Below are 25,620 nucleotides of genomic sequence, written 5' to 3'. Positions count from 1 at the left end.
CATGTTTCCATCATTCGAGGCCGGCCGCTAAGTGCGGAGCGCCTACTGGTTCCCAAACCGGTAGGTCGACAAGCATCGGGGAACTGAATTGCGGACATAGCGTTGGCAAAGAAACAGGATCGCTGGGACACTTGAGAACCGGATGAATATTCTTCGCAATGAACGTCGTCTGTTCGGATTTAGCATGTGCTGATAGCTTTTCAGGGCCTGGTTAGAAAGGTGTGCACCTCTTCGGCTTCACCGCATTCTAACGAAATGTCTCTTCATTGAGGATCGCGCAGCGAGGAAGGCGGGGAGGCGATCGAATTACCTCGACGGCATCGCCTTCGTTGCCGGTCTTGCCAAGGCTCGGGCGGCCATTACTTTTACTAGGAAACCTGTGACATATGTCGGGTGCATCTGCTGGAGCAAGGGGAATGATGCTGGAAGATCTATACCGCCTTTTGCGAACCGGACATGTCCAGGCGCAGGGAGTGGTCGATACGATGACGCAGCCGATTGTCGTTCTTGATCAGAACTTGTGCGTCGCGACCGCAAACAATGCATTCTTGAAAACGTTCGAGGTCGAGCGGGACGATATTCTGGGGGAGAGTTTCTTTGATCTCGGCAACGGTCAGTGGGATGTTACCGAGCTCCGACAGCTGATCGCCGCGGTCATCCCAAAAGCAGCCGCTGTCATTGGGTACGAAGTCGCGCATGATTTTCCAACTATCGGCCGGCGTACGTTCCTCCTCGATGCGCGCCGCCTTGTGCACCCGGATGACAATAGCACCAACATCCTTGTCCTCTTCGACGATGTGACGGAAAGGCAGCGGCACGACGCCGAAAGGGATTTCATCATTTCGGAAACACGCCATCGGATGAAGAACCTTTTCGCGGTCGTGCGATCGCTAGCGATGCAGATGAATGCGGAAGATCTGACGGCCGTTGACTACCGTGATCGTTTCCTGGGACGCCTCGAGGTCACTCTTCATGCCCAGGAGATCGCGGCCATCAATGAAACGACCGATTTTGAAACCCTGCTGAGGCAATCGGTCAGCGAGCCTGGAATGGATCGTCTCCATTGCCAGGGGCCAAGAGTGCAGATTCGGGGCTCGGAGATCGTGCCAGTCAGCATGATGTTCCATGAGCTGGCAACGAATGCGTTGAAGTACGGCGCGCTATCCGCCCCAAGCGGTGCCTTGCATGTCGAATGGTCACTGGAGGAAGTGCCGGAGAGCCGCTCTTATTTCGTATGCCGGTGGCGCGAAACGGGCGGCCCCGCGATCATGCCGCCGACGAGAAGAGGCTACGGTACCGAGCTGATCGAAGGCACTTGCCGACATCTTGGTGGAACGGTGGAACTTAACTTCAATCCAAAAGGTTTGACTGCCATCATCAAGCTCCCTTGGAAACGTTCATGAGCGAACCTGAAAATGACAAGGCTCTTGGCAGGATCGTTCTTGTGGTTGAAGACGAGTTCCTTATCGCCCTGGAGCTGGAAAGCGTGTTGACCAGTAGCGGATTCGAGGTCCTGGGCCCGGCGAGCTCGGTCGGGCAAGCCCTCGACCTGCTGAGGAGCCAACGTCCGGATGCCGCTGTTCTGGACGTCACTCTCGGCAGCGAGAACGTTACTCCGGTCGCTTTCCTTTTAAAATCATGGGATGTCCCGTTCGTCCTCGCCAGTGCAAGCGATGCGGCGGAACTTGCCCGGCATGATGTTTTGGCCAAGGCACTCAATCTCGGGAAGCCCACCGACATGAAACGTCTTGTGGACGTCGTTCAATCCTTCTTTAGCCGCTGACGATGGATAAAGCGGCGATCCGTCAAGTGAACGCCGCGAACGTGACCGCGTCGATTGGCATGCTACTCCTTTGAGGCGATCTGGAATACCAGCGAATGGGATGACACCAGCGACACGCCATCCCTGGCTCAGTGTCAGCGCTTCCGCCGCGGGCTGGTTAACAATCGAACGACCGAAGGTAGATGGTTCAGATCTTCTTAAGCACAATTATTCGTCGAGGTGGGGCAGCAATATCGTCGGAAAAACGACATTATTCGAGATCCAAAATGCAAGCCTTTCGATCATCCAGACGATGCTTGGGAACCATCTCAACGCGCAATAGTTCCGTCCGGCGGATGACCACCTGGAAAGGGCTGTCATGAAGAAGCGGAAACATGAAGAGATGACGGATCCCCCTCGCTCGCGACCAGCGAAATATGAGGAAACCGAGGGCGCGACCGGTGCGATCGAAAGGCCGGCCATCCCACCGGTCATGAAAAAGGGAGAGAAGCCGTCTTCCAAGAAAAGCAAGCACAAGGACGATACCGGCGGGGAAGGGGACTGAATCTCGCGGTTGCGCAATAGGGCTTGGCGGCTTTATCCCACCCAGTTCGTGATCCAGTAGGCTATTGCCGAGATGGCCGCCGCCGCGGGCAGGGTTATTATCCATGCGACGACGATATTGCTCGCCAATCCCCATCGAACCGCCGAGATCCGCCGCGCGGCGCCGACACCGACGATTGCGCCCGTGATCGTATGGGTCGTCGAGACCGGGATGCCAAGCCATGTCGCGGCGAACAAGGTCAAGGCGCCACCGGTCTCAGCGCAAAAGCCCTGCATTGGATTGAGCCTCGTGATCTTCGAGCCCATCGTGTGCACGATCCGCCAACCGCCAAACAGTGTTCCGAGCGCCATCGCGGACTGACAGGATAACACCACCCACAGGGGCACGTGGAACTCCGCTCCGGTATGACCTTGGGAGTAGAGCAGTACGGCGATGATGCCCATGGTCTTCTGGGCGTCGTTTCCGCCATGGCCGAGGGAGTAGAGAGAAGCGGAGACGAATTGCAGGACGCGGAAGGTGCTGTCGACGGCGAAAGGCGTCTGGCGAACGAATATCCATGTCACGCATAGCACGAGGAAGAGCGCGAGCACGAAGCCAAGCAGTGGCGACATGACGATGGCACCGGCCGTCTTAAGCAGGCCGGACCAAACAATGGCATCCATGCCAATCTTCGCCACGCCGGCACCTACGAGGCCACCGACCAGAGCATGCGACGAGCTTGATGGGATGCCCAGTACCCAAGTCACGATATTCCATATGATCGCCCCCATCAGGGCGGCGAAGATGACCTGTGGCGTGACTATGTTGGGATCGATAATGCCGGTGCCGAGGGTTTCGGCGACGTGGAGCCCGAAGAACAGGAAAGCGATGAAATTGAAGAATGCGGCCCATAACACGGCGTATTGCGGTCGCAGGACCCGGGTCGAGACGATGGTGGCAATTGAGTTGGCTGCGTCGTGCAGCCCATTCAAAAAATCGAAGAACAATGCCACCGCGATGAGGCCCACCAGCAATGGGAAAGCGAGAGTGGCCTCCATCAGACGTTCTCGATTACGATGCCGTTGATTTCATTGGCGACATCTTCGAAACGGTCGACGACCTTCTCCAATTCACCAAAGATCTCGCTGCCGATGATGTATGCCATTGGATTGGTGCCGCTATATCGGCGAAAGAGATCTTTTAGACCTTGATCATGTAGCTCATCGGAGCGACCTTCGACCTTTACGACCTCTTCGGTGAGCGCGCTGAGGCGAGAAGAGTTGGCACTCATGCGATCAAGGAGAGGGATTGCCTCGGCTACCAGTTTTGCGGCCTCGACGATCGCCTTGCCCATTTCCTGCATACCGGGATCAAAGCTGTCCTGTTCGAATAGCCGGATCGTCTTGACCGTCTTGTGCATCATGTCGATCGCATCGTCCATTGACATGATGAGATCCTTGATGTCGCCACGGTCAAAGGGCGTGATGAAACTGCGCCGAGTGGCAAGCAGAACTTCGCGCGTGATGTCATCGGCCTCGTTCTCGAGCTCAACAATGCGCTGGCAGTGCTGCTCCGTGTCTTTGCCGGCCAGCAATTCGTTCAGAGCTTCCGCCGCGCTGACGATCGTGCGCGAATGTCGAGAGAAAAGATCAAAAAACCGGTCTTCTCTCGGCATCAGTCTACGAAACCAGTTCACTTTCCGCACTCCAAACAGGCGTTGTCATAAATCCGTCATAAATGAGGAGGCCCGACATGGAAAGCCGAGACATCCGCAAAACGGCGCTCTCTGACAGCCTCATCACAAGATTTGAACTGCTTATGCGCGGTCTAGTCGGTTCCCGTGACCGTCGAAGAAATGCAGGCTCTCGGCGGAAGCGGTAACCAGGCATTCTGTGTCCATTGCGAGCCGGGACCGCCCCGAAACTCGAAAGACGACGGTTTGGCCGTCCGCCAGGGTGCCGTAGACATAGCTCTCCGCCCCGACGAGCTCCACCGCCTGGATACGCACTTTCGCGCTGAAAGCCGCATCGCTCGCACCGCCGGCCAGGTGAAGATCCTCGGGCCGGACGCCGACCGTCATGTCAGCGGCGCCAAGGCGGCTGTCAGGCGAAAGCACAATTGTGCTGTTTTCGGTAGGTTTCAGAAGATTCATCGAAGGCGAGCCTATGAAGGTCGCAACGAAGGTCGTGGCCGGTCGTTCATAGAGCTCGATGGGTGTGCCGACCTGCTCGATCCGTCCGCCATTCAAGACGACCAGGCGATCGGCCAGCGTCATGGCCTCCATCTGGTCATGGGTGACATAGACGCTCGTGGTCGCGAGAGATCGTTGCAGCCGTTTGATCTCGACACGCATTTGCACCCGCAGCTTGGCATCGAGATTGGAAAGCGGCTCGTCGAACAGAAACGCCGCCGGCTCGCGCACGATGGCACGACCCATCGCTACGCGTTGCCGCTGACCGCCGGAGAGTTGACGTGGTCTGCGCTCAAGGAGGGGTTCGATTTCAAGCGATCGTGCCGCTGATTGGATGCGCTGGTCTATTTCGGCTGCTGGGACATTCCTGTTCTTCAGGCCATATGCCAAATTCTGTCGCACCGTCATGTGCGGATAAAGCGCATAGTTCTGAAAGACCATCGCGATGTCGCGCTCCGAGGGTTCCAGACGATTGACGATACGACTGCCTATGTTGATTTCGCCTGAGGTGATGGCTTCAAGGCCTGCGATCATGCGCAGGAGCGTGGACTTGCCGCAGCCGGAAGGCCCGACCAGGACGATAAGTTCGCCATCGGCGATATCGAGCGACACGCCCTTGATCGCGTCGACGTTGCCGCCGTAACTTTTGCGGACGTCCTTGAGAGTGATCCCGGCCATTATTTCTCCGTCTCCACCAGACCTTTGACGAACCAGCGCTGCATCAGCACCACGACGAGGATGGGCGGAATGATCGCCAAGATCGCCGTTACCATCACAAAATTCCACGGTGTCGCCGCGTCGGCGAAATCCACCATCTTCCGGAGCCCGATGATGATCGTCGACATCTTCGCGTCATTCGTGACCAATAGTGGCCACAAATATTGCGTCCAGCCATAGATGAAGAGGATCACGAACAGGGCGGCGATATTGGTTTTCGATAGTGGCAACAGGATATCGCGCATGAAGCGGAATGGGCCGGCATTGTCGATGCGGGCGGCTTCAAGGAGTTCACCCGGCACCGTCAAGAAGAACTGCCGAAACAGGAACGTCGCGGTCGCTGATGCCATCAGCGGCAGGGTCAGGCCGGCATAAGTGTCGATCATGCCGAGATCCACGATGACCTTGTAGGTCGGCAGGATGCGTACTTCCACCGGCAGCATCAACGTGACGAAGATCATCCAGAAGAACACCATCCGCAGCGGAAAGCGGAAGAAGACAATGGCGAAGGCCGAGAGAAAGGAGATCGCGATCTTGCCGGCGGCGATGATGACAGCGACAACAAACGTGTTCCAGAGCATCCGTTCAAGGCTGACGCCGACCACGCGCTCGACACCGCCGTTCAGCGCCTCGCCATAGTTCTCGACGAAATGGCCGCCGGGCAGCAGGAAGATCGGCGGCCGCAAAATCTCGGCCGACGTCATCGTCGAGGCAACGAAGGTGTAATAGATCGGGAAGGCGACGATGATAATGCCGATGACCAGCATCAGATGGCCGATGAGATTGGCGACGGGACGCTTTTCGATCATCGGTAATCCTCACGCATAATGCACACGCTTCTCGACGAAGCGGAATTGGAATGCCGTCAGCGCTATGACAATCACCATGAGGATGACGGACTGAGCCGCGGAAGAGCCGAGGTTGAGATTGACGAAGCCGTCATTGTAGACCTTGTAGACGAGGGTCTCCGTCGCCTTCGCCGGCCCGCCGCCGGTGACGGCATGGATGATGCCGAAGGTGTCGAAGAAGGCGTAGACCGTGTTGACCACCAGGAGAAAGAAGGTCGTCGGCGCAAGCAGGGGAAAGACGATCGTCCAGAAGCGCCGGTTGCCGCGGGCGCCGTCGATGGATGCGGCTTCCAGCAACGATTTTGGGATTGCCTGCAGTCCGGCAACGAAGAACAGGAAATTATAGCTAATCTGCTTCCAGGCGGCGGCGATGATGACCAGCACCATGGCCTGATTGCCGTTCAGCAGGGGGTCCCAGGCAAGTCCGTTGCGACGCAGGATATAGGCCAAGGTACCCATTGCAGGATTGAACATGAAGAGCCAGAGCATGCCGGCGACGGCGGGTGCGACGGCATAAGGCCAAATCAGCAGCGTTCGATAGAGTGTCTGGCCGCGCACCACCTTGTCGGCGGCGGTTGCAAGCGCGAGCGCGACGCTCATCGACAGCAGCGCCGTCGCGATACTGAAGATCACCGTCACCTGGAGGGAATGCAGGTAGGTCTCGTCGGATAAGATGGTGCGAAAATTCGCAAGCCCTACGAAGCCGCTCTTCAGTCCGAAAGGGTCTTCGCGCTGCGTCGATTGATAAAGCGCCTGGCTTGCCGGCCAGAAGAAGAACACGATCGTCAGGACGATTTGTGGCGCGACGAGGAAATAGGGTAGGATCTTGTTGGGAAAGACAACGCGCTGCACGGCGATCTCCTAGGACGAGAAAACGGCCCGCAGCCTTGTCGGCCGCGGGTCAAATCGCATCAGCCCATCAATTGCCAATGGCTTGCTGGATAGCGGCATCGCCACGCTGGACAGCCTTGTCGAGCGCCGTCTTGGCATCTTCCTTGCCGGCCAGCATCGCCTCGAACTCCTCGTTCATGATATCGCGTACCTGCGGCAGGTTGACGAGGCGAACGCCCTTGGAGTTGGCCGTCGGCGCCTTGCCGAGCATTTGCAGGATCGGCGTTTCGCGGCCGGGATTCTTGTCATAGAAGCCGGATTTTTTTGTTTCCTCATAGGCGGCCATCGTCACCGGCAGGTATCCGGAAACCTGATGCAGGCGTGCCTGGATCTTGGTCTGAGACAGGAAATGGAAGAATTCGGCAATGCCCTTGTATTCTGTGTCGCTCTTGCCGGCAAACACCCAGAGGCTGGCGCCGCCGGGAATGGTATTCTGTGGGCGGCCTTCGCCTTCGTAGTAAGGTAATTGGCCAATACCGTAATTCATGCCGCTCTTGATGATGTCGCCGAGGCCTCCCGACGATTCCGTCAGAATGCCGCATTCTCCCGAGGTAAAGAGCTGCTTTGCCTCCGATGTGCGGCCGCCATAGCGGAAGGTGCCATCCTTGGCGAGATCGGCGATCGACTGGAAATGCTGGATGAAGAGAGGCGTATTCAACGCCAGCTTGACGTCGGTGCCTCCGAGACCATTTTCGTTGGAGCCATAGCTGATATTGTTCCAGGCGGCGAAATTCTCGGTCTGAATCCAGGTCAGCCAGGTCGAGGTGAGGCCGCAGGCCGATGCCCCGCTCGACTTGATCTTCTTGGCGGCGTCGAAAACCTCCGGCCAGGTTTTCGGCGGGTGCTCGGGGTCGAGCCCGGCCTTCCTAAAGGTATCCTTGTTGTAATAGAGGATCGGTGAAGACGAATTATAGGGGAAGGACAGCATCGTGCCATCCGGCTTGGAATAGTAGGAAACGATACCGGGCAGGTAGAGCGACTTGTCGAATGTATAGCCGCCCTTTTTCAGAACTTCAGCCGCCGGCATGATCGCGCCTTCCGCACCCATCATCACGCCACTGCCGGCGTCGAAGACCTGCAGGATCGCCGGCGCCTGCTTGGCGCGAAACGCCGCAATACCGGCATTCAGCGCTTCCGGATAGGTGCCCTTGAACACCGGAACAATCTTATAGTCCTTCTGGCCGTCGTTGAATTCCTTGGCCAGTTGCTCGACGACTTCGTTGTTCGCACCCGACATGGCATGCCACCATTGCAGTTCGGTCACTGCAAGCGCGTGCGACGTCCCTCCGAATGAAATGGCAGCCGCTACAAGGCAGCTCCACGCGAGGCGATTAGGCATTTTTCCTCCCATTATGATCCCTTCCATGAAACGATTGGCTAACCCTCCTTGATCAGCCAGTCCGCTTTGCGCAGCGTGGCCACCCGATTTGGCGGCAGATTTGCAAGCGCGTTCATTTAAACTAATGCCTACTCGGCTGTTGTCTACCGGGAAAACTTATAAGCCAGCTATCTTTTTAATATCATCGATCGCACCCGGGGCAGCACCCAGAACCACCGATCCCTTGGTCAGACGTTCACCTTCCGTCGGAAAGGGATGGTACCAGCCGCCGGCTTCCTTCACGAGGCAATAGCCGGCCAGGCAATCCCAGGCATGCATATAGGGTTCGTAATAGCCGACCAAGCGGCCGGCGGCGACATAGGCGAGCATCAAGGCGCCCGAGCCGTTGCGGATGAAATTGCCGCCGGCTTCGAGAACCTGCTCGACCATCTTCGCGACAAAGGCCGGTGAGACATGGTTGTTGGCGCCGATGCCGGTCACGGCGTTACGGATGTTGCGCGATACATCCAGCTTGAGGCTCTTGCCGTTCAAGGTGGCACCCTTGCCGTGCGCGGCGACGTAAAGCTCATCGTGGCATGGTGCGGAGATGACGCCGATCACGGGAATGCCGTCATGCAATACCGCGATGGAAACGCACCAGTTCGGCATGCCGCTGACGAAGGGACTTGTGCCATCGATCGGATCGACGACCCAGGTGTAGCCGGAGCTGCCCGTTTCCAGACCATATTCCTCGCCGAGAATGCTATCTTGCGGGTGCGCTTCATGGATGCGTCCACGGATGAGATTTTCAACCTCCCGGTCGGCGATCGAAACGACATCCTGCGGGTCGCGCTTGGTTTCGATGATCAGGGTCTCGCGGCGCTTGAAATAGTCGAGCGCGAGCTTGCCGGCCTCACGGGCGATGGTCTCGGCAAGGGCGAGACGTGCTTCGAGATCGGCGAGGGGAGCGGAGGTCATGCAATTATGTCCTTAATCGTCTGATGTTTGACGGCAATCAGCCGCTGATGACGGCAATGCCGCGATCCTTGAAAGCGATCGTGACATCGGTACTGGGAGGAAGAGCGGAATCGACCGTGGCATCGACAACGAAGAGCGATCCGCGATCGGTCTTTACCTCATACTCGACATGATCGCCGAGGTATGCGGAATGAGTGATCTGGCCATGGAACTGGCCGTTGCCTGTCCTTGGCGTCAGAATGATCGCGTTCGGCCGGACGGCAAGCTGGGCGGGGCCGTGTTTGACTGAACGGTTGCTGATCCTGTGGCGAAGTCCTTCGATGGCGATTGTGACACCATCGTTGTCGGTTTCGACAACGTCGCACGGCATGACATTGGCCTCGCCCATGAAGTCGGCGATAAAGGCGGACGCCGGGGCATCGTAGAGTTCGCGCGGCGCACCTTGCTGCGCGATACCGCCATCCTTCATGACGATGATGCGATCGGAAACGGCGAGCGCTTCGTCCTGGTCATGGGTCACATAGACGGCGGTAAAGCCAAGCCGTTGCTGCAATTCGCGAATATCCGTCCGCACGCGCCGGCGCAGCCGGGCATCAAGATTGGAAAGCGGCTCATCGAGAAGCAGAACCTGCGGCTCAACGACGAGCGCACGGGCCACGGCGACGCGCTGCTGCTGGCCACCGGAGAGCTCGGCCGGAAGACGCGAGCCCATGCCGGCAAGGCCGACAAGACCAAGCGCACCCTCCGCCTTCTCGCGCGCTTGCCTGCGTTTCATGCCGGAGGATTCCAATCCATAGGCGACATTGTCGAGCGCCGTCATATGCGGAAACAAGGCATAACTTTGGAAGACCATCGAGACGTCACGCTCGTTTGCCGGAAGCATGGTGACATCCTTGCCGCCGATCAGAATACGGCCGGAGGAGGGATGTTCCAGCCCCGCCAGCATGCGAAGCGTCGTCGTCTTGCCGCAGCCGGAGGGGCCGAGCAGGGTGACGAGCGTGCCGGGCTCGATGGTGAGCGAGAGATCGGGAATGGCCGTGAACGCTCCGAAGGTTTTTCGAACATTCTCGAAGACGACGGAACCGGGAGCCTTCGGATTCATGCGGTTTTCTCCTGAACGAGGGATGTAGGCGCGGTCGGCGACGGTATTATCGCGACACGGTTCACGCGCCGTAGCCGCCTTTCTCCGACGAGCAGCTGGAACCCGGCGATGACTGATATCATGACGACGATAAGCGCGGAGGAATAAGCGATCGCGACGCCATATTCGCCGTTTTCGACCAGACCGACGATATAGGCAGTGGACATGTTGTACTGGGCGCTGACGAGGAAAATAACTGCGCTGATCGAGGTGATGGCCCGTACAAAGGAATAGACCAGCGCCGCGGTGATCGCCGGCCGCAGCAGCGGCAGGATCACCTTCCGAATGGTGCGCAGGCTGTCGGCTCGCAATGTCAGCGATGCTTCATCGAGGCTTTTGTCGAGCTGGCTCATGGCGGCAACGCCACCGCGCACACCAACCGGCATGTTACGAAACACGAAGCAGGCAACGAGAATCAGCGCCGTTCCGGTCATCTCCAGGGGCGGCAGGTTAAAGGCCATGATGTAGCTAATGCCGATGACCGTGCCGGGGATGGCAAAGCTCATCATCAGCGCGAATTCGAACAGGCCGCGACCGACGAATTTCTGGCGCACGATCAGATAAGCCGTCAGCAGGCCGACGGCAGCCGTCAAGGGCGCGGAGATCAGGGCGATCTCCATCGTCGTCCAAAAGGAGTTCCATGCAACGCCGGTCCAGGCAAGACCGCCATCGTCGCGCAGGCCGATCGAGAAGGCCTTGACGTAATGTTCCACCGTCAGCGTGTTGTCGAGACCCCAAGTGCGGACAAAGCCGCCGAAGAGGATCATGAGGTAGACGACGACGGTAAAGATCATCCAAGGGATGACGAGCGCATGGACGGCGATGGAGAGGCCGCGGGGCAGGGCGCCATGAGCGCCTGAATCTCCCTTGCCTGTCACCGTCGCAAAGCTCTTGCCCTGTAGCCACAGGCGTTGCGCGAGGAAGGCGCTCAGTGTGAAGACGAGCAGGATCATGGCAAGGACCGCCGCGCGTGAAGGATCGTTCTGTGCGCCGACGACACTGAAGAAAATCTCCGTCGACAGAACTCCATGGCTGCCGCCGAGAACCATCGGATTGCCGAAATCGGCCATGCTTTCGATGAAGCCGATCAGGAAGGCGTTTGCGAGGCCTGGTTTCATCAGCGGCAGGGACACCCGCCAGAAGGTGCGCCAACGATTGGCGCGTAAAGTTTGAGAAGCCTCTTCCATCGACGGGCTGACGCCTTCGACCACGCCGATGAGGACAAGAAAGGAAATCGGCGTGAAGGAGAGAACCTGCGCGATCCAAATGCCGGTCAGGCCATAGAGCCAGCGGCTGGGTTCCGTTCCGAAGATCGAAGCCGCGGCCTGTGTCACGACGCCGGCCCGTCCGAACAGCAGGGTCAGCGCGAGACCGACCACGAAGGGCGGCGTGATAATCGGCAGGATCGTGAGAAGCCTCAGTCCCTTCTTGAAGGGAAAGCGGGTGCGGGTGGCGACAAGCGCAAAGCAGAGCCCGAGCAAGGTCGACGCGCTAGCCGTCAGGATAGCAAGCCAAAGCGTGCGCCAGGCGACGCCGCAGCGGTCGCCGCCGACAATGCAGCTGAGGCTCCAGATCGACGGGTCCTGGATGTTCGTCGTGAAGCCGCTGGGATCGAAGGATCCGTCGAACGACTGGAAGGCTCCGACGAACATGCTGCCGACGGGATAAAAGACGAAGATCGCGACAAGGACGATCAGCATGGTAATGGCGCTGACGACGAAGGCATCTCCCTTCATCGCGCCGCGTTCGGCAAGGCCGAAGGAAAAGAACAGGACGAAGACGATGCCAAGGATAATGGCGCCGGCACCCATCGCTGGCTGGCCGTCCGCCAGCGCACCGAAGATGGTCTCGAAGATCGACCAACTCCAGCCCGACGGTGTGATCGCTAGTCCCTGCAGCGACAAAAAGGCAAAACCCAACGCACCGGCGAGCGCCATCAGCGCACCGCGCGGCATCGCTTTGGAGATGAAGCGCGCGATGCCACCGAGCATAAGGAGCCCGGCGGCGATCGCGAGCCACCATCGACCGTGACTGACGATTTGCAGGATTCCAGGCGCTGTGGAGGGGTCGCCGGGAAAGCCGCTCAGCCAGCCAAGGCCGAAGAAGCCGCCCTCTATGCGATACCATGGGAGTAGTATCAGGGCGGCAATGCCGAAGATCAGCGTAACATCCAGCCGGCGTTTGCTATTGGTCATGGTCGGATTCGCATCCCGTTCAGCAAAAATCAGAGATGACGCAGGCCGGTTGCACGAGGAGCCGGCCTGCGAGGGCAATCGAAAAAGCCGTCAGTTGGCCTTGGCGCCGATTTCCCTGTCCCATCGGGCAAGCAGCGCCTTACGGATCGTGGGATCGCCGTATTTCTTGAAGTCGTAGTCGATCAGCTTTATCTCCTCGAATTTCGGGGCCTCCTTCGGCACCTCGGCCGACTTGTTGGAGGGAAGCTGGTAGGACTTGGCATCCTTCATATGCGATTGTGCCTCGGCGCTGAGTGCCCAGTCGTACCACTTCTTGGCGTTGTCGAGATTTCTGGCGCCCTTGATGATCGACATGGAGCCGATCTCGTAACCCGTGCCCTCGCACGGTGCCACCGCCTTGATGGGAAAGCCTTCGACGGTCTGTGCAACCGCGTCATGCATGAAAACGATGCCGATCGTCGATTCCCCGCGCGCTGCCGCTTTCACCGGGGCGGAGCCCGACTTGGTATATTGCGAGACATTGGCATTGAGCTTCGAAAGATAATCGAAGGCCTTGTCCTCGCCCATGATCTGCACGAGTGTCGCCAAAGTATTGTAGGACGTTCCCGACGAGTTCGGATTGGCAATCTGGATCTCGCCCTTAAAGGAGGGGTCAAGAAGGTCGGCCCAGCATTTAGGCTCCTTCAAGCCCTTCTTCCTCAAGATATCCGTGTTATAGCCCCAGCCAAGCGCTCCCGCATAAACGCCGACCGTGCGGAAATTGGCGCTTTCGGCCTGCTTCTTCGCCCAATCCTGAAGCTGGTCGAAAAGCGGTGATTTATATTCCAGCGTCAGGCCCTCGGCCGCGGCTTGCAAATGGGGGTCACCGGTTCCCGCCCACCAGATATCCGTCTTCGGATTGCGCGCCTCGGCGCGGATCTTGGCGTAGGTTTCGCCGGCCGAAAGCCGAACCATATTGACCTTGATGTCGCTTTGCTTCTCGAAGAGCCCCTTCATCAGGTCGCAAACTTCGGGATCCGCCGAGCAGATCACGTTCAAATCGCCCGCGGCATGCGCCGACCAGGCAATAAGCGAAATTCCCGCGGCAAGGGCTGTCGCGGCCATGTTGACCAATCGCATGATGTCCTCCTACTTTACGGCGCCTCCACGCCGAGCGCTTTTTGCAAGCGCGTGCAAATGCTGCATTGGTTATCTCACACTGTCAACTACCGCTGTCATAAAAGTTTCACAAAACCACCGAGATCACCATATTGCACGCGATTGCAAACTATGATGGAGTTTGGATGGAAGAGGAGAGGCGGTGTGTCGCAACGAGATTTTGTCAGTGCCGAGGAAGTTGCGCGGCGGGCGGGTGTTTCGCGCTCGGCGGTTTCTCGCGCATTCACGCCAGGGGCGAGCGTTTCGGAGGCCACCCGCCAAAAGGTTCTGCGGGCGGCGGAGGAGCTTGGATATCACGTCAATCATCTCGCCCGCGGGCTGATGCGCAATGAAAGCGGCATCGTCTGTCTGATTGTCTCGGAGGTGGCGACACCTTATCGGTCTGCATTGCTGCGCGAGCTGACACAGCAGCTGCAGATCGTCGGCAAGGTCGCCATGCTCGTCAATACCGACCGCTCCGACGGCAGCGTCGATCGCGCGCTTCAGCAGGCGATCCGATATAGGGCGGATGCATCGATCATTCTCTCAGGCCTGCCCGACAAGTCGATCACCCAGCTCTGCCTGAGAAACGGCCAGCGCCTCGTTCTGATCAACAGAGACGACGATCAACCGGGACCGTTGCGGATCAATCTCGACGATCGCGAGGCGGCAGGGCGCGTTGTGACCGCTTTCGTTCGCGCCGGCTGCACCAGGCTGGCGTTCGCGAACTCGGAAGCCGGCACGCCGAGTTTGATGGCGCGTGAGGCCGGTTTCATCGCGGCGGCGAAGGCCCATGGACTGGATGTGATCGTCGAACGATATGGCTGGACCGGATACGAGGCTGGCAAGGTCGTCGCGCAGCGGCTGCTGACCCTAAGCGAACGACCGGACGCGGTGTTTTGTGCAACCGATCTGCTGGCCTGCGGCCTCATGGACGCGGCACGGCACCAGTTTTCGCTTTCGATCCCGGATCAGCTCTGCGTCGTCGGCTTCGACGATATTGAGCAGGCCTCATGGTCGTCCTATGATTTGACGACCTTTGCTCAGCCCGTCGTGGCAATCGCACGACAGGCTGTGACATGGCTGGGCGAGAGCCCGTCATCGGACAGGCTCGAGGGCCATTCCGTAACATTGCACGCCGAATTGGCGTGGCGAGGCTCGGTTAGAGGAGGATAGGGCGCTGGATAGGCTGATAAGTTGAATGATATGACATCAAAAAAAGACAGCGGCAAGCCAACATTCCCCAAATCAAAGCACCTGCTGCAACAGCTGGCACGCACGCCGGAACGGCTGTTTTCCAGTGCGTTTCGAAACCAATATGGCGCGCTTTGTTTTCGCTACAAGGAGGGCGGTGACGAGATCGAAGTTCTGGTGATTACCTCGCGTGAAAGCGGGCGCTGGATCGTGCCGAAAGGCTGGCCCATGAAAGGCAAGGAGCCTCACGAGGCAGCCGCCATCGAAGCATGGGAGGAAGCTGGTGTCCGCGGCAAGGTGAGAAGAGCGCCGATCGGCCGATACACCTATCTGAAAGAACTTGACGACGGAAAAGTCGTGCCATGCGTCGTTGACCTGTTTCAAGTGGAAGTGAAAGAAATCCGGAATGAGTTCAAGGAGCGAGGCCAGCGGCGGATCGATTGGGTCAGCCTCGACGAGGCGGCTAGACGCGTACGTGAAATTGAGCTCAAATCTCTGCTCATCAACTTTAGGCCTCAGCGATAATAAACGTTGGAAATCAGAAACTTCAGAACCACAGGTCCTGGCCAACACCTGATCACATAGACTTCGGACTGTTCTCGCCCGCAATCAACCTGAACGATTTCTAGTGTTCAGGTTCGCGGAGGCCGGAAGGTTCGTTGACCGGGCTCCAGTTTGAGGGCACCGAACGCGGAGCTTGGCCAACATCGCACGGTGACGGAGCGCACCATTGAACGGGCGCCTCCTTTGATCAAACCGGTGTCTGATCTCCCAAAGAAGGTGAGAGCCGCCATAAGAGATGCGTTTGCGGGAGCCACCTTGGACAAGGGCCCTGGTAAGATGCAGGCGCTTGACGATTACGCGAGCAACGAGGTTCGTGCCGCATGTCGGGCCGATGATGAGAAGGGCGGCTGGACCGCGATCGCCCCAGAGATTCTCAACAAGCACTCCAGCAGCCCGTCGTTTTTCGATGCCAAGGGGATGCGATGTCATTTGCCCGCGTATCAGGAAGCATATTCCTTGCCTCATGCGCCTGGTCGTAGCCCATAGCCAATCTCTGCCCCCTCCTTTCTAGAGACAGGCGGAACCATCCAGCAAATGTGCTGTTGTCGACACGACGGACTGTCCAGACATCGCGCTCGGTTCTCTCAGTCTCCGGAGGTGAACCCAAGCTCCATTCGCGCGCAGGTCACAAAGGATCTTACTGGATCGAGGCGGCACTACGTATCGAATTCTCGCCGAGGATTTTAACCAAGGTCGCGCGTGCGCGTGACACGCGGCTTTTAATCGTCCCGATCTCGCACCCGGAAAGTCTCGCCGCATCGTCATATGACAAACCATCGACAATCATAAGAAGTGCGTCTCGTTGATATGTGGGAAGGCGAGCTAAGGCAGAACGGACGTCGGCCGTATAAATGCAGAGCTGCTGGCGGCCTGCTACTGGAATTTCGAAAAGTCCATCATCACTATTACGAAGCTGGACCCGTTTTTGGCGCTTGTATTCGGTCATGTAGGTGTTTCGCATAATGGTGAATGCCCAGCTCCTGAGCTTGGTTCCCGGAGTGAAGCTATCGAGATGGGCAAGCATTTTGCCGACAGTCTCCTGCGTGAGGTCGTCGACATCGGTCTCGCTAAAAACGAACCGTCGGGCAAAGTTGCGCAAGGCTGGCAGCAGGGCGACAACTTCGTCCTGCAATGTGGAACATGCGGTTATGAGCATTTGATTTATCCTCCTGGATAAATCTGCAATGCTTACTCGCCTAGCTTGTTCCCCTTTCATATTTTCCGTACGCAAGCAGACAAAACTATGTTCGGATAATTACAGAGAGCTTGTCCTTTCCGATCACGACCCAGCATGTTTTCCCATCTAGGTTTGATATCAGTGCAGTGTTCACAAAAGACATCGCATCATCGTATTTGCAGCTAGAAAGACGATAGGAATCGCCGCAGCATCGCCTTGTTCTTGGTGGTCAATCAGCATTATTCGCTGACTTGAAGATATGGCGAATCTGCTTCGCGAGTTGTCTTCACAAGATATATTCGATTGTGACTTTGGTCTTGTTTCGATCGCAATGGCGGGCTTTATAATTGTCAATTCATCTACGAATGATCCGAAAGCGAAATGAGACGATCGGTAATGTAGGCGCTAATCCGCTTAGCGGATATGCCTCGAAGCAGACCCAACGGCTGTCGCAAGGAGCGGTCTTGCCGCGATCATCATGAGGCTGAGAGGTAGCCGTCGAAGGACGCGCCCTGTTATGAAGGCCGCCAGTGATGCTGCGGATAACTTCAGCCATGGATAAGCTCCAAGTTGGTCATGCGCAGAGGCATCAACCAATCGGATTCCACTCCAGGCGACATTCCTTGCCCGATATTTAATCGTCAGCAGTCGAATTCGCACGATTGCAATTTCGGTTCGTAGCTCCAGCAATCGCAGCTGGAGCTTCTCGCGAGGGCCGATCTCTGCCTGGTGATGGGTTTCGAGTTTAGCTGTATCCTCGAGGCTGTCATTCTGATTCATCTGGTACTCTCCCTTGTGGCAAATAAGACTCTGCTACCGCAACAGTCCTTGCCCAACGTCGACGAACACCGGAGTGCCGGTGATAGGATCGAGCAAATCCCTAATCAGCTTGGCGACATTGATGGCACTTACTTCTTCCAGCCAGACCCATTCACCTGAGGCACCTCAGTTATTGCGCGTCATCCTCAATCCACCGGTATCTCGGCGGCGTTATTGATGATCGAATTGGTTAGCGTGTCATGCCACACGCAAACCCTATCACCGCGGCCGCAACTATTGTCGCGATCGGTCGCTCGCGAATCCTATGCTTGAACTCGCTTAGCAGACCGGCGCCATCTGGCAAAGGGACGGAAGCGTCACGCGCAGTTGGCGCCGGATCAGTTCGACTCGCTTGGCGCGCTGCTCGGTAAAGCGCACGAACCTCGGTTTTTGCGGCACCTTTGTCACCGGCTCCGTCGCCTGTCGTTACGTGCCCGTCTGAAGTGATAGGAAGTCTGTCTTCAAATGCATCAACATGATGCCGCGCCCTGCCTCTTTCGGAGGCTTCTGAGGAGGCATGCTTCGGTAAGACTGCTGTATGGGTCGCAGAAACAGGATCGGACGCCGGGAATGTGTCCTCAAGGCCCCTTTCGAGTTCGTTTTGCGTTGCTTGCTGCTGCTGCTCCTCGCGTTCGTTCGAGAGGGATTGAACTGCAGGAGAATCGTTCCGTTTGGGCATCTCAGGCTCCGTTCGTGGCGATCGACTTGTTTGACCGTAATGAACCTTGTTCATTAGGTACGTGTTAACTTACCGTTTTACTTCAGAGACCCGGCCGCGGGTTGTAACGACCAGGTCTTCTTCTTCGTCACGCTGCCGGCCGCCGAGGGCCGAAGCTGCGGAGGCGATGAAAGCGCCCACCAGGAGCGAAAGAGAACCGACCAGTGCGGTCGTCGCGCCCGCCTTCCTAGCCTTGTCAGCCGCTTCTTTCGCAGCTGACTTCGCGTCATCGATCTGTTTAAGCACGGTATCGACGCGGTTGCGCGCATCGGCCTCAGAAAGGCCAGCACGCGCGGAGATAATTGCTGCCATATAGGACTTATCGCTATCGGGAATTTCTCCACTGGCCGCCCCTTGCAGGAGGATGCGTGAGATTTCTGCCGCTGCTGCGCGATCATCGGATTGGGCACGGTCTGAAACCTTTGCGGGCCGAAGCAGGGCGTCGGTAAAGTAAGCTGTCGCGTCCGTCTTCGTCGCTGGTGCAGCAGAGGCACTAACATCCGCCGCGGTCTGCGCGACCTTACCCGCGGCATCGACTGACGCGCCCGCCAGCGATGTTAGCGAAGACGCTAGAAATCCAGCCACGAACACTGTTGCCAGCGCCCAACTTAGAAATCCATGCGCCGTGTCACGGAAAAAGACCTCATCGGAGTGTATCTCCACCCATTTCGTACGCAGCCTGCCAGTGATGTAACCGCCGATCGCGGATGATAGCCATTGAACCACTATCAGCCAGATCGCGGCGGTTATACCAACCGTCGCCGCTGAGCTGGTTTGGCTGGACCACGGTGAAACCATCGTCAAGCCGACCCCGGATCCGAGGAGAAGAAGGATAAGAGCAATGCCGGTCGCTGCGAGCGCGCCACCGATGATCGGGCCCCAGACGATGGCCGGCTTGGACGACTCGACTGGGACGGTTCCCGCGGGTACTTCTTCGACAGAGGACATCCGCACCTCCTATCGCGTGAAGAGAACGAGAAGAATGACGATTGGCAGCGGGATGCCGAGAAGCCAGAGCAGAATACCTCGACCCATGTTGAATATCCTCCAAACGTGAAACTCACGCCTATTGCAACGGCGGTCGACATTGTTTGTTCCAGATGATCACTCACCCGTTTGATGGATTTTCTCCGGGATCGATGCAGTTTCCCGTCACGACATAAGGCGCTCCGGGAACCGCGACGCCGGATGGGAGTTAACGGCCCATGAACCAGATAGTCGCCAAAGTCGAAGCCGCTGCCGCGGCTGCCGAAGCAAAGCTCCATTCCGGACTGATCTACATTGGCAATCTCGAAGACGGCATCACCCGAAAGCCCGGAAGGAACGGATTCGTCTATTACCTTCCAAACGGAATAAGGATTAGGGATCGAGATGAGATCGCTCGCCTGAATGCCTTGGCCATTCCTCCCGCCTATACGGATGTTGTGATCTCAACCAATCCGTTGTCTCATCTTCAGGCTGTCGGTTTCGATGCCCGGGGTCGCAAACAATATCGCTATCATCCGGAATGGCAGTCCGAGCGTGCCCGCGCGAAGTTCGATCGTCTCGCCGATTTCGGCGATACCCTTCCCGAAATTCGCCAGCGCGTCGACGTCGATCTGCGCTCGCGCGGCTTGACGATGGAAAAGGCTTTGGCCACGGTGATCTGGATACTCGATAACCTCTATATTCGCATCGGCAACACCGCCTATGCCGAAGAGAACCAGTCCTATGGAGTGACGACGTTGAAGAGCCGTCATGTCCGGGTGGAGGGCGGGACGGTCAAATTCCGCTTCAAGGGAAAATCAGGTAAAGAATGGAATCTGGTTCATAGCGACCGGCGTATCGCCAATGTCGTGCGACGTTTGCAGGAACTGCCAGGTCAGCAACTTTTTCAGTATGTCTGCGATGACGGTGGTTGTCGCCAGATTTCGTCGCAAGATGTCAATACGTATATCAGGGAAACCATGGGAAGTGATTTCACCTCGCGCCAATTCAGGACGTGGGGCGCGACCTGTTTGGCAGTCTCGGCGCTGGCTCCTCTCAAGGTCGAATCGTCGGAAAGCGCGATCACGCGGCAGCTTAATCAGGTGGTCGATGCTGTCGCAGCAATGCTCGTCAATACGCGCGCGGTTTGTAAGACATCCTATATTCATCCCGCGGTCTTCGAGGATTTCCGGAATGAGCGCCTCGGTGATGTGCTTAAGATTCAAACACGCAGTGAGCGGCTTTTAAATTGGATGGACATGGAGGAGATCCGCGTATTGCGGTGGCTTCAAAGACGGGCGGCGAGGGATGTCAGCCTTTAAAAGGGAGTCCGCATCCTCTTGGATGAGGTGATCGGCGGACTGAGCATGGGAGGCGAGAATTGTTTGACGGTATGGCAGTCGAGACCGTGAATGTCGGACCTGGCAGTTTACGGGTTCGGTATGGAGGCAATGGACCGCCCCTGCTTCTGCTGCACGGGCATCCGCGAACGCACATGACGTGGGGCCAGGTGGCGGACTTGCTGTCGCCGAATTTCACCGTCGTCTGTCCCGATCTCCGAGGGTTCGGGAAATCCTTTCAACCACCTGACACAGACGATAGCCGGCACTCGGCAAAGCGGGCAAAGGCGCTCGATTGCGTCAGCTTGATGCAGCTATTGGGCCATCGCAGCTTTGCCGTCGCGGGCCATGATCGTGGAAGCTACGTCGCTTTCAGGCTCGCCATGGATTATCCCGAGATCATCACGAAACTCGTCGTGATCGACAGTATCCCCATTATCGAACATCTCGAACGGATGGATTGGCGGTTCGCGCGCGATTGGTATCACTGGTTCTTCTTTGCTCAACCAGACAAACCGGAACAGGCGATCAATGCCGATCCAAGAGGCTGGTACAAGGCGATCACACCTGAGTTCATGGGGGAGGAAGCCTATCAGGATCTCATGGCGGCGATCCATGATCCGGCCGTCGTTCATGGAATGATCGAAGATTATAGGGCTGGCTTGACAGTCGATCGCGAAGACGAATGGCAGGATCGCAAAGCCGGAAAAAAAATTGCATGCCCGTTGCTTTGCTTATGGTCGACACGTGACGATCTCGAGTATTTCTTCGGCGATCCGAGAAAAATTTGGCGATCGTGGGCGACCAATGTCTCGGGTCATGGCATCGAGAGCGGACACCATGTAGCGGAGGAGAACCCCATGCATCTTGCACGCGCGCTGCTGCACTTCCTCAAGGCGTCCTGACGTAGGATTTTCCGCCCGGTCCTTATCTATTGTTGCGGCATTTCTTTCGTTAGCTCGTCAAAAGACGGCTTCCGCCCTTTTGCGGCCATCAGCAGGTCAAGTTCGATCGAGGATGGACCGAAGCGGATGAAGAGATCTTCGGCGCTGCGGTCGTCGAGGTCATACTTTTTCTGAAAATCGGTGAGCGTATATGCTGAGCCTCTTAACGGTCGACGTCGCTCGAAGCGCCGTTGCTTTTCCATATGCGCGGTCTCCTTAGTTGCGTTGTAGATCAAATCGATCTGGATGCAGAAGGTTCCCGCGCGGAGAAGATATTGCGAGGAGCAAGCAGGAATTGATCGTGCCGCCCCTTCCAAGCTTTTGAAATTGGATTGCTTTCGCGCGGGCTGCGTGTCCGGGAACAAATGATCAATAAGCACGGTTTGTTCGCACCGCGACCGACAAGATGCGCGGTCCGGTTCTGCAGGAGGCAGTCATGAGCGGCTATCAGATGGACGACAAAAGCTCTGTCGTCGAATCTTCAAAACCACGTCTGTTGGAAATCCTGGGACCAGGCCTGGTCACCGGCGCCTCGGACGACGACCCAAGCGGGATCGCGACTTACTCACAGGCCGGAGCGCAGTTCGGCTACCTCGCGAGTTGGACGCTGGTGTTCACCTATCCGCTGATGGTGACGGTGCAGATGATCAGTGCCCGCATTGGCCGAACGACGGGCCGAGGTTTGGCGGGCAGCATGGTGAAATGTTATCCGCGCTGGGTGGGCGTCAGTGTCACCGTTCCGCTCCTGATTGCCAATGTCATCAATCTCGGCGCCGATCTCGGCGCGATGGGGGATGCGGCACATTTGCTGTTGAATGGCAATTCGCTCATTTACGTCGCGGCTTTTGGCGTGATCTGCATCCTTCTGCAGGTCCTCCTGAAGTACAAGCGTTACGTCGCCGTCCTGAAATGGTTGAGCCTGGCGCTCTTGTCATACATTGCGACCCTCTTTGTGGTGCGTGTCGACTGGTTGGCCTTTAGCCGCGGTCTCCTGCTCCCAACCATCAAGGCGGATCCGAATTACTGGTCAATGATCGTCGCGATCTTCGGAACCACCATCAGCCCCTATCTCTTCTTCTGGCAAGCATCTCAAGAAGCCGAGGACCTCAAGGAGAAGCCTCGTGAAGAACCTCTCGTCAAGCATCCGGCGGAGGCGGAGAAGGCAAATACACGGATCACACTGGATACGCTCGTTGGCATGGCCGCTTCCAATATCGTCGCACTCGCGATCATCACGACGACCGCCGCGACCCTTAACACAGCAGGCTCAACGAATATCGAAAGCTCCGTCGACGCGGCGAAAGCGATCGAACCACTGGCCGGACCGTTTGCCAAGATCATCTTTGCAATAGGCATTATGGGGACCGGTCTTTTGGCAGTGCCCGTTCTTGCAGGTTCAGCTGCGTATGCGATTGGCGAGGCGGCTCGTTGGAAAGTCGGCCTATCTCGCGACCCCAGCGAGGCCAAGGCTTTCTACACGACCGTCGGTCTGGCGACTATCGTTGGCATGCTTTTGAACTTCACCCCCATCCCGCCGATGAAGGCCTTGTTCTGGAGTGCGGTGATCAACGGCGTGGTCGCCGTTCCCGTCATGGTGATCCTCATGCTGATCGCTTCCAATCGCGATGTCATGAAACAGTTCGTCATCGGCAGGGCCCTGCGTGCTGTCGGCTGGGCGGCGTGTCTAGCGATGTTCGTTGCCGTGATAGGAATGGCGGCAACTGCGTTTTTTTGATCGCTGCTGGGAACCAACATGTCCAAAGCCTGTTTGAAGCCGCGAGACCAATGAAGGTCTCGCAATCAAACAAGAGGAGAAACATCATGGCTTCCCAAGGTGGGTCCCACGAACAGCACGTCAAAGCCGGCCAGCAGAGCCACAAGAACGCCGACAAGGATACCAACACGAAGCACGCTTCGTCTCGTAACGAGCAGTCGGGCGGCACCCGTGGCGGTAGCCACGAACAGCATGTGAAGGCTGGCCAGCAAAGCCACAAGAATTCCTGATAGAGCTCGCTAGGGAGGTCCGCATGGCGGACTTCCTTTCAATCCTTATTCGATGGAGGACATCCATGGCATCCGAAAAGACACTCAACGACCTCTTTCTGGAAACGCTGAAAGACATCTATTACGCGGAAAAGCAAATCCTCAAGGCCCTGCCGAAGATGGCACGCGCAGCGCAAGCGCAGGAAGGCAAGGACGGCTTTCTCCACCATCGCGATGAGACCCAAGGTCACGTCGAACGCCTGGAACAGGTATTCGAGCTCCTTGGAAAGCCAGCGCGCGGCAAGACCTGCGAAGCGATCCAGGGCATCATCGCGGAAGCTGACGAAATCATCGAAGAGTTCAAGGGAACTCCGGCACTCGATGCAGGTCTGATCTCCTCGGCGCAGGCCGTCGAGCATTACGAGATCGCCCGCTATGGCACTTTGATCGAATGGGCCAAGCAGCTCGGCCTGAAGGATGCGGTACCTCTTCTCCAGCAGACGCTCGCGGAAGAAAAGGCGACGGATCAGAAGTTGACGAAGCTGGCGGAAACAGCGGCCAATGCAAAAGCCAAAAAGGCGGCATAGGACTACAGCCGGCACTTCTTCTTCGGTGCGTTGCCCCTGGCAGCGCACCGCCTGAGGTCGAACATGACGAACTTTTATTTCGCAACGAAAGATTGCGAGACAGTGCTTGATGATGACGAGGGCCAAGATCTCCCGGATCTCATATCAGCCGTTGATGAGGCGAAGCGAATACTGGCGGAGATGGCGTTGGATGGTATCCCGAACAAGAACGGCGAATGCCTTGCTGTCGAAGTCGCCAGGAGTGACAAGATTCCGGTAGTGCGGCTCACTCTGAAAATGGAGATCACGTACCTGGCTCTCAAGGATGAGGGAACCTGACTATATCCGGGCGAGCCGCTGGTCGCCAGTTGTTGCAATCAGATTATTTCAGCCCTGCCGTGCATGGCGAGGAGCAATCGCGCCGCTCTTTGCCTGAAATCCATCTCCCACTGAATTGCGGGAACAATGGGCCCTTCGCGTGGTTCGCATCGGCAGTAACGAAAGGTTTGAACATGAACAAGCTTATCAGCATCACATTTGTCTCAGCATCACATTTGTCGCGATGGCTTTTGCGACGGGATCGTTCGCGCAAAGTGAGAAACCAACCACATCGCAGACAACGCCCGCCGTCAACACTGACCGCAATCCCGGGGCTCCGATCGCCGGCAAAAACAGCTTCAGTCAGAAGCAGGCGAAATCGCGCTTCGAAAACGCCGGATACAGGAATATTCGTGATCTGAAGCTCGATAGCCAGGGCGTCTGGCGTGCAAGCGCCGACAAGGATGGCAGACCAGTCGGCATCTCCCTGGATTTCCAGGGTAACGTTACAATGGCGAAATAATCCACAACAAAGGGAGAAGCATCCAATGCAGACGGTTACTGGACTTTATGACAGCTATGATAATGCCCGCACGGCCGTAAAGACCCTTGAGGATGCCGGTGTCGCGTCTGACGAGATCAGCATCATCACGAACAAGGCCGATGGCGTCGATGTCGAAGGGCAAGGCAGCTATGGCGCGGAAGGCGCCGGCACCGGTGCTGGCATCGGAGCCGTTGCAGGTGGAGCCGGGGGCCTGCTCGCCGGTCTCGGCATGATCGCCATTCCCGGAGTGGGACCGGTCGTTGCAGCCGGTTGGCTTGCTGCGACGGCCGCCGGTGCAATAGCGGGCGCTGTGGCCGGTGGAGCGGTGGGGGGGATTATTGGCGCGATGATCACGGAAGGCATTCCCGAAGAGGATGCGCATTTCTATGCAGAGGGTATTCGTCGCGGCGGATCGCTGGTCGCTGCTCATGTCGAAGACAGTCGCGTAGCGCAGGCTCAATCGATCCTTGCCGCGTCTCGTCCGGTCGACATTGCACAACGGCGCGCGAGCTATGTGGAGCAAGGATGGACCGGCTTTGACGAATCGGCACCTCCTTACACGTCGGAACAGATCCTGGCCGAGCGCGAGCGCAATCGCGCGCACCGCCTCTAGGCTGTGGTGACGAATTAAGGGTTTGGGATTCCCAATTAGGAGCAAATCAGATTCAAAGCTGACTTTTGGAGGTCGGTCATGGATATCGATAGGCTCAGTGCGGAACAGTGGTCTCGGATCGAGCCGTTTGTGCCAGGCGGGCGCAAGGGGCG

At 57.4% G+C, this 25,620-nt stretch carries 28 protein-coding genes; 14 read left to right on the top strand and 14 right to left on the bottom strand.

All coding sequences use genetic code 11. From position 1 onward, the window contains the following. Window positions 1-416: 416 nt before the first annotated feature. The 3 genes from FBZ97_RS29045 to FBZ97_RS29035 all read left to right on the top strand — a co-directional run bounded on the left by FBZ97_RS29045 (window position 417) and on the right by FBZ97_RS29035 (window position 2,327). Complete coding sequence (locus tag FBZ97_RS29045; protein WP_145323097.1) at window positions 417-1,403, top strand: PAS domain-containing protein; 987 nt, start codon at window positions 417-419, stop codon at window positions 1,401-1,403. After that, window positions 1,400-1,783 carry a response regulator gene (locus tag FBZ97_RS29040; protein ID WP_145323095.1) on the top strand — a complete coding sequence of 128 codons (384 nt, stop codon included), beginning with the start codon at window positions 1,400-1,402 and terminating at the stop codon, window positions 1,781-1,783. Before FBZ97_RS29045 ends, FBZ97_RS29040 begins: the two co-directional genes overlap by 4 nt. A gap of 358 nt (window positions 1,784-2,141) precedes the next feature. After that, complete coding sequence (locus FBZ97_RS29035; protein WP_113353094.1) at window positions 2,142-2,327, top strand: hypothetical protein; 186 nt, start codon at window positions 2,142-2,144, stop codon at window positions 2,325-2,327. Window positions 2,328-2,359: 32 nt separating this feature from the next. Here the strand turns inward: FBZ97_RS29035 and FBZ97_RS29030 are convergent, their stop codons facing one another. From FBZ97_RS29030 to FBZ97_RS28985, 10 genes are all read right to left on the bottom strand, one after another. Then, entirely contained in the window at window positions 2,360-3,364 is a 1,005-nt protein-coding gene (locus FBZ97_RS29030; RefSeq protein ID WP_145323093.1) for an inorganic phosphate transporter, read from the bottom strand. Continuing rightward, window positions 3,364-3,981: a DUF47 family protein gene (locus FBZ97_RS29025; protein WP_145323268.1), complete on the bottom strand. Its 618-nt coding sequence runs from the start codon at window positions 3,979-3,981 to the stop codon at window positions 3,364-3,366. The genes FBZ97_RS29030 and FBZ97_RS29025 overlap by 1 nt, the downstream gene beginning before the upstream one ends. A gap of 141 nt (window positions 3,982-4,122) precedes the next feature. Then, a complete protein-coding gene (locus tag FBZ97_RS29020) occupies window positions 4,123-5,175 on the bottom strand; it encodes a sn-glycerol-3-phosphate import ATP-binding protein UgpC (protein ID WP_113421067.1) in 1,053 nt (350 codons plus the stop codon). Beyond that, on the bottom strand, window positions 5,175-6,023 hold the full coding sequence (ugpE, locus tag FBZ97_RS29015; protein ID WP_113353098.1) for a sn-glycerol-3-phosphate ABC transporter permease UgpE: 849 nt from the start codon (window positions 6,021-6,023) through the stop codon (window positions 5,175-5,177). Before ugpE ends, FBZ97_RS29020 begins: the two co-directional genes overlap by 1 nt. A 9-nt stretch (window positions 6,024-6,032) precedes the next feature. Further along, window positions 6,033-6,914 (bottom strand): sn-glycerol-3-phosphate ABC transporter permease UgpA, encoded by an 882-nt coding sequence (gene ugpA / locus FBZ97_RS29010; RefSeq protein ID WP_113353099.1) that lies wholly within the window; start codon window positions 6,912-6,914, stop codon window positions 6,033-6,035. Between the two features lie 67 nt (window positions 6,915-6,981). Then, window positions 6,982-8,304, bottom strand: a complete 1,323-nt coding sequence (gene ugpB / locus FBZ97_RS29005; RefSeq protein WP_145323090.1) for a sn-glycerol-3-phosphate ABC transporter substrate-binding protein UgpB — start codon at window positions 8,302-8,304, stop codon at window positions 6,982-6,984. A 144-nt stretch (window positions 8,305-8,448) separates the two neighbouring features. Next, window positions 8,449-9,249 carry an inositol monophosphatase family protein gene (locus FBZ97_RS29000; protein ID WP_145323088.1) on the bottom strand — a complete coding sequence of 267 codons (801 nt, stop codon included), beginning with the start codon at window positions 9,247-9,249 and terminating at the stop codon, window positions 8,449-8,451. A 37-nt stretch (window positions 9,250-9,286) separates the two neighbouring features. Next, window positions 9,287-10,351, bottom strand: a complete 1,065-nt coding sequence (locus FBZ97_RS28995) for an ABC transporter ATP-binding protein (protein WP_113421063.1) — start codon at window positions 10,349-10,351, stop codon at window positions 9,287-9,289. Further along, window positions 10,348-12,585, bottom strand: a complete 2,238-nt coding sequence (locus tag FBZ97_RS28990) for an iron ABC transporter permease (protein ID WP_113388684.1) — start codon at window positions 12,583-12,585, stop codon at window positions 10,348-10,350. Before FBZ97_RS28990 ends, FBZ97_RS28995 begins: the two co-directional genes overlap by 4 nt. A 90-nt stretch (window positions 12,586-12,675) precedes the next feature. After that, window positions 12,676-13,704, bottom strand: a complete 1,029-nt coding sequence (locus FBZ97_RS28985; protein ID WP_113353103.1) for an ABC transporter substrate-binding protein — start codon at window positions 13,702-13,704, stop codon at window positions 12,676-12,678. A 183-nt stretch (window positions 13,705-13,887) separates the two neighbouring features. Between FBZ97_RS28985 and FBZ97_RS28980 the strand changes: the two genes are divergently transcribed. The 3 genes from FBZ97_RS28980 (at window position 13,888) to FBZ97_RS35140 (ending at window position 15,966) form a co-directional block, all read left to right on the top strand. Then, on the top strand, window positions 13,888-14,898 hold the full coding sequence (locus FBZ97_RS28980; protein WP_113421062.1) for a LacI family DNA-binding transcriptional regulator: 1,011 nt from the start codon (window positions 13,888-13,890) through the stop codon (window positions 14,896-14,898). Window positions 14,899-14,928: 30 nt separating this feature from the next. Further along, complete coding sequence (locus tag FBZ97_RS28975; protein WP_113421061.1) at window positions 14,929-15,441, top strand: NUDIX hydrolase; 513 nt, start codon at window positions 14,929-14,931, stop codon at window positions 15,439-15,441. A gap of 189 nt (window positions 15,442-15,630) precedes the next feature. Next, window positions 15,631-15,966 (top strand): DUF6714 family protein, encoded by a 336-nt coding sequence (locus FBZ97_RS35140; protein ID WP_348642383.1) that lies wholly within the window; start codon window positions 15,631-15,633, stop codon window positions 15,964-15,966. A gap of 151 nt (window positions 15,967-16,117) precedes the next feature. Here the strand turns inward: FBZ97_RS35140 and FBZ97_RS28970 are convergent, their stop codons facing one another. From FBZ97_RS28970 to FBZ97_RS28960, 3 genes are all read right to left on the bottom strand, one after another. Continuing rightward, a complete protein-coding gene (locus tag FBZ97_RS28970) occupies window positions 16,118-16,636 on the bottom strand; it encodes a sigma-70 family RNA polymerase sigma factor (protein ID WP_113353107.1) in 519 nt (172 codons plus the stop codon). Between the two features lie 435 nt (window positions 16,637-17,071). Further along, window positions 17,072-17,437: a hypothetical protein gene (locus FBZ97_RS28965; RefSeq protein WP_145323086.1), complete on the bottom strand. Its 366-nt coding sequence runs from the start codon at window positions 17,435-17,437 to the stop codon at window positions 17,072-17,074. Window positions 17,438-18,224: 787 nt separating this feature from the next. Continuing rightward, window positions 18,225-19,142, bottom strand: a complete 918-nt coding sequence (locus FBZ97_RS28960) for a hypothetical protein (RefSeq protein ID WP_113353109.1) — start codon at window positions 19,140-19,142, stop codon at window positions 18,225-18,227. Window positions 19,143-19,399: 257 nt separating this feature from the next. Here FBZ97_RS28960 and FBZ97_RS28955 point away from each other — a divergent pair, with 257 nt between their 5' ends. Together FBZ97_RS28955 and FBZ97_RS28950 are read left to right on the top strand one after the other, a co-directional pair. After that, entirely contained in the window at window positions 19,400-20,482 is a 1,083-nt protein-coding gene (locus FBZ97_RS28955; RefSeq protein WP_113353110.1) for a DNA topoisomerase IB, read from the top strand. 59 nt (window positions 20,483-20,541) lie between these two features. Continuing rightward, window positions 20,542-21,405, top strand: coding sequence for an alpha/beta hydrolase (locus tag FBZ97_RS28950; RefSeq protein WP_145323084.1), 864 nt, complete (start codon window positions 20,542-20,544; stop codon window positions 21,403-21,405). A gap of 26 nt (window positions 21,406-21,431) precedes the next feature. Here the strand turns inward: FBZ97_RS28950 and FBZ97_RS28945 are convergent, their stop codons facing one another. Beyond that, entirely contained in the window at window positions 21,432-21,647 is a 216-nt protein-coding gene (locus FBZ97_RS28945) for a hypothetical protein (protein ID WP_069614249.1), read from the bottom strand. A 233-nt stretch (window positions 21,648-21,880) separates the two neighbouring features. On the opposite strand from FBZ97_RS28945, the gene FBZ97_RS28940 reads away from it, so the two are divergent. The 6 genes from FBZ97_RS28940 (at window position 21,881) to FBZ97_RS28915 (ending at window position 25,468) form a co-directional block, all read left to right on the top strand. Further along, window positions 21,881-23,179 carry a divalent metal cation transporter gene (locus tag FBZ97_RS28940; protein ID WP_246661893.1) on the top strand — a complete coding sequence of 433 codons (1,299 nt, stop codon included), beginning with the start codon at window positions 21,881-21,883 and terminating at the stop codon, window positions 23,177-23,179. An 86-nt stretch (window positions 23,180-23,265) separates the two neighbouring features. Then, entirely contained in the window at window positions 23,266-23,448 is a 183-nt protein-coding gene (locus FBZ97_RS28935) for a hypothetical protein (RefSeq protein ID WP_113353112.1), read from the top strand. A gap of 65 nt (window positions 23,449-23,513) precedes the next feature. After that, window positions 23,514-24,014 carry a ferritin-like domain-containing protein gene (locus FBZ97_RS28930; protein ID WP_113388654.1) on the top strand — a complete coding sequence of 167 codons (501 nt, stop codon included), beginning with the start codon at window positions 23,514-23,516 and terminating at the stop codon, window positions 24,012-24,014. 63 nt (window positions 24,015-24,077) lie between these two features. After that, window positions 24,078-24,332, top strand: a complete 255-nt coding sequence (locus FBZ97_RS28925; RefSeq protein ID WP_145323082.1) for a hypothetical protein — start codon at window positions 24,078-24,080, stop codon at window positions 24,330-24,332. Window positions 24,333-24,555: 223 nt separating this feature from the next. After that, window positions 24,556-24,834: a PepSY domain-containing protein gene (locus tag FBZ97_RS28920; protein WP_145323264.1), complete on the top strand. Its 279-nt coding sequence runs from the start codon at window positions 24,556-24,558 to the stop codon at window positions 24,832-24,834. A 25-nt stretch (window positions 24,835-24,859) separates the two neighbouring features. Continuing rightward, on the top strand, window positions 24,860-25,468 hold the full coding sequence (locus FBZ97_RS28915) for a general stress protein (RefSeq protein WP_145323080.1): 609 nt from the start codon (window positions 24,860-24,862) through the stop codon (window positions 25,466-25,468). Window positions 25,469-25,620 lie beyond the last annotated feature (152 nt).

Source organism: Rhizobium sp. ERR 942, assembly GCF_007828395.1.
Lineage (GTDB): Bacteria > Pseudomonadota > Alphaproteobacteria > Rhizobiales > Rhizobiaceae > Rhizobium > Rhizobium dioscoreae.
The sequence above is the reverse complement of the archived record's forward strand: the minus strand, read 5'-3'. Positions and strand labels throughout refer to the sequence as shown.